The organism is Pontiella sp. (genome assembly GCF_041622395.1).
In the GTDB taxonomy this organism is placed as follows: Bacteria; Verrucomicrobiota; Kiritimatiellia; order Kiritimatiellales; family Pontiellaceae; genus Pontiella.
Window position 1 is genome coordinate 1 of sequence record NZ_JBFJYW010000356.1, and the last position, 3,469, is coordinate 3,469.

Genomic DNA, 3,469 nt, shown 5'->3' on the forward strand with positions numbered 1-3,469 from the left:
ACATGAGCTACCTCGTCGCCCGCCCCGAAGGCGAAACGCTGCTCACCTCCCCGGTCATTCCGGCGGAGGACAACCTGCTCCGGATCGCCTCGACCGGATCGCTCGACAAAACCGGGAACCTCGAAGGCCGCAGCACGCTGCTGTTCGAGGGCATCAACGACACCGTCTACCGCGGCTATTTCTCCAAGATCAAGCCCGAAGAGCGCCGCCGCTTCTTCGAAGGGCAGATTAAAAGCTCGATGCCCACCGCCGAGCTGCAATCCGTCGAAATCCTCCCCAAGGAACTGCGCGACACCTCGCAACCGCTCACCATCGAACTCACCTATACCGCCGACAACCTGTTGATCGAAGGCGAGCAAAACAAAATGCTCAACCTGCCGCGCCTCGGCGGATCGATGGGATACGCCAACTTCCTCATCGGCCAGACCGGCCTCGAAAAACGCAAGTATCCGCTCTTCAACCGCATCACCGCCGGCATCCGCGAAACGCTTGAACTCAAGGTGCCGTCCGACATCGGCTCCATCAACATCCCCGATTACCAAACGATCGATTCCGACGAGATGACCTGGAAGGTCGAAGTCGGCCAGGCGGCGGGCCGGCTGACCGCCACCAACACCTTCCTGCTCAACACCGTCGAGTTCAGCCCGGAGCAATATCTGGCGCTGAAGCAAAACCTCAAGGAGATCGAATACAACCTGCGCAAGAAACTGATCCTCGACCGGCCCGCGGAGCTTCCCGCCGCCGACTCCGACGTGCGCGTGCTCGCCTCCGACACCCGCATCGAACTCGAAAGCCCGTCGCGCTGGAAACAGACCTCGCGCTCGAAACTCGAGATTCTCTCCTATGCCGGCAAGAAGGACCATTCCGAGATCAAGCTCTCCTACAACCCGGCCTGGCAAACCATCAAGCTGACCCACGCGAAGGTCACGCAGGCCGACGGCACCAGCAAGGAGCTCGGCGAAGACGAACTCAATTTGATGGACGCCAGCTGGGTCGCCTCGGCACCGCGCTACCCTGCCTCCAAGATCCTCGTGGCCAACCTGCCCGGCGTCGAAGTCGGCAGCGTGCTCGAATACGAATATGTCTCCACCGTCGACGGCAAGCCGTTCTTCTCCACCAGCCAGACCTTCAACGGCCTCGAACCCGTCGAAAGCACCACCTTCACCCTCAGCGCCCCCGAAGCGCTCGGTCTCAAGATCCGCAGCACGGGCATCGCGGAAACCACGACGGCTTCCGGCGGCACGGTCACCCATACCTGGACCGCCACCAACCTGCCGCCGGTCAAACTCGAGGAAGCCCTGCCCCCGTGGCACACCTTCAACCCCTCGGTCTTCGTTTCCGCCGGAAACTGGAAAACCTATGGCAACGACGTGCGCGACCGCCTGCTGGCCGCCGCCAAAGACCAACCCGAGACCGAAGCCCTGGCCCGGGAACTCACCTACGGCATGCGCAGCGACCGCCAAAAGGCCATCGCCATCCGCAACTGGATGGCCGAGAACCTGCGCGCCGCCGGCCCCGGGCTGACCGAGCTGCCGCTCTCCGCCATCACCCCCGCCGACCAAACCTTGACCGACCGCTACGGCAACAACCCCGACCGCATGGTCGTGCTCTACGCCCTGCTCAAGGCCGCCAAGCTCAAACCCGAGTTCATCCTTTCCGGCGGCATCCCCTTCATTCCCGAAGCCGCCGAACCGCTGCTGGAGATTCCTTCGCGCACCTCGTTCAACGCCGTGCTGGTCAAGTTGAACGTCGAGGGCGAGACCCTCTACATGAGCGGTTCCTCGCAGTATGCCGAACTCGGCGCCTCCGCCTTCGACCGCCGCACCATGCTCGACCTCGACCACGGCGCGATCGACCGCATCCAAGTCCCCCCGGGCAAGGACGACCGCACCCGAATCGCCTACGAAATCAGCATCGCCGCCAACGGCCAGATCGGCCTGACCAAGAGCACCGTCATGCAGGGAACCGCCTTCGAAAGCTTCCACCAGGGCTATGCGGAAGTCACCCCCGAAAAGCTGCGCCGCCACTACCTCGAGCTCGTCTCCGGCGTCTCGCAGTCGGCCAAGGCCGCCTCGCAGCTGATCACCGACTACGAAACCTATCCCGGAAAAATGGAATATTCGGTCGTGGCCGACCGCTACGCCGTGGCGGATGGCGACTATCTCTATCTCACCGTTCCCGGCGGCCTCGGCGGACTGCTGAAATACCGCTCCAACGAACGCACCCTGCCGCTCGCATGGAACAACTACATCGACTCCGTCACCGAATACAACATCGTCCTGCCCGATGGGTACGAGCCCGTCATCCTGCCCAAAAACTTTTCGTGGCAAGCCCCGGAGGGGGCCGGCATGGTCGAGATCGCCGTCGAGTATTCCCAACGCGCCAACGCCATCCGCATGGTCCAGATGGCCGACCTCAAGCCCGCCATCATTCCGGCCGAAGCCTTCCCGGACATCATCAAGGCCTCCAAGCAACTCGCCCACCCCGACATGCGCACCATCCTCCTCAAAAAGAAACCTTAGGGTTGTAATGTAAACCCTTCCTGGCCGAACCCCTTGAACCACGGAGGGTTTATCATGAATGCAGAATGGATACTGTGCGCGGCGTTGATCGCCGTTCCGGCGATGGGCGAAGCCTATGAGAAAGCATTTGCGGCAACGGAGGCCGGAAAAACGGAAGTGAAGGTCATCCCGCAAAGAACGCTGATCATGGCGCAGCACGAAGCGGGCTATTTCGAGCAGAACAATGATTTGTTCGGGCGACTCTTCCGCTACATCAAGGCGAATGACGTTGCAATGACCGTTCCGGTCAAGGCCGACATCGACCCCGGAAAAATGTATTTCTACATCGGGACGAAGGATCTCGAGAAGGACCTTGCGAGCACCGGCGAAGTTCGGGTAATGATCGAGCCGGAGCGAACCGTGATGAGTTTGGGCGTGCGCGGCGGATATTCCGAAAAGAATTACCGGCAAGCCCGCGAGCGTCTGCTGGATACGCTGGCCGCATCCAAAGAGTGGAAAAAGTGCGGCGAGGAGTATGCGGTTTTCTGGAACTCGCCCTTTGTGCCGGCGTTCTTGAAGAAGTTCGAGGTACATGTCCCGGTGGAACCGATGGAAGGAAGCAAGAAAGAATAAGCGCGATGAATCTACACTGGCTGCAGCACGTCCCGTTCGAGGGACTCGGAACGATCGAACAATGGGCCGCCGACCACGGGGCCGAAATCACCTGCACCCGGCTCTACGCCGGCGACGCGCTTCCTGATCTAAATAGCTTCGACCGGTTGGTCGTCATGGGCGGGCCGATGGGCATCCACGACCACGGCGAGCATCCGTGGCTCGTCGAGGAAAAGCGCTTCATCAAGCAGGCCATCGATGCGAACAAAACCGTCGTCGGCATCTGCCTCGGCGCGCAGCTGATGGCGGATGCGCTGGGCGCCGAGGTCTATCCCGGCCCGCACAAGGAGATCGGC

Annotated in this window: 3 protein-coding genes; all 3 read left to right on the forward strand. The window is 61.5% G+C overall.

The features are described from left to right. The coding region (locus ABYO54_RS15385; RefSeq protein WP_372809119.1) for a DUF3857 domain-containing protein at positions 1 to 2,522 on the forward strand (2,522 nt) is incomplete at its 5' end. A gap of 54 nt (positions 2,523 to 2,576) precedes the next feature. After that, the gene (locus ABYO54_RS15390; protein ID WP_372809120.1) at positions 2,577 to 3,134 is read left to right on the forward strand and encodes a heme-binding protein; all 558 of its coding nucleotides are present in this window, start codon (positions 2,577 to 2,579) and stop codon (positions 3,132 to 3,134) included. A 5-nt stretch (positions 3,135 to 3,139) separates the two neighbouring features. After that, positions 3,140 to 3,469: type 1 glutamine amidotransferase (locus ABYO54_RS15395; RefSeq protein WP_372809121.1), on the forward strand; the 330-nt coding region annotated here is incomplete at its 3' end.

What these genes read in the sequence shown, in the direction of transcription:
- ABYO54_RS15390 (WP_372809120.1), top strand. Translation starts at nt 2,577, where the DNA reads ATGAATGCAGAATGGATACTGTGCGCGGCGTTGATCGCCGTTCCGGCG.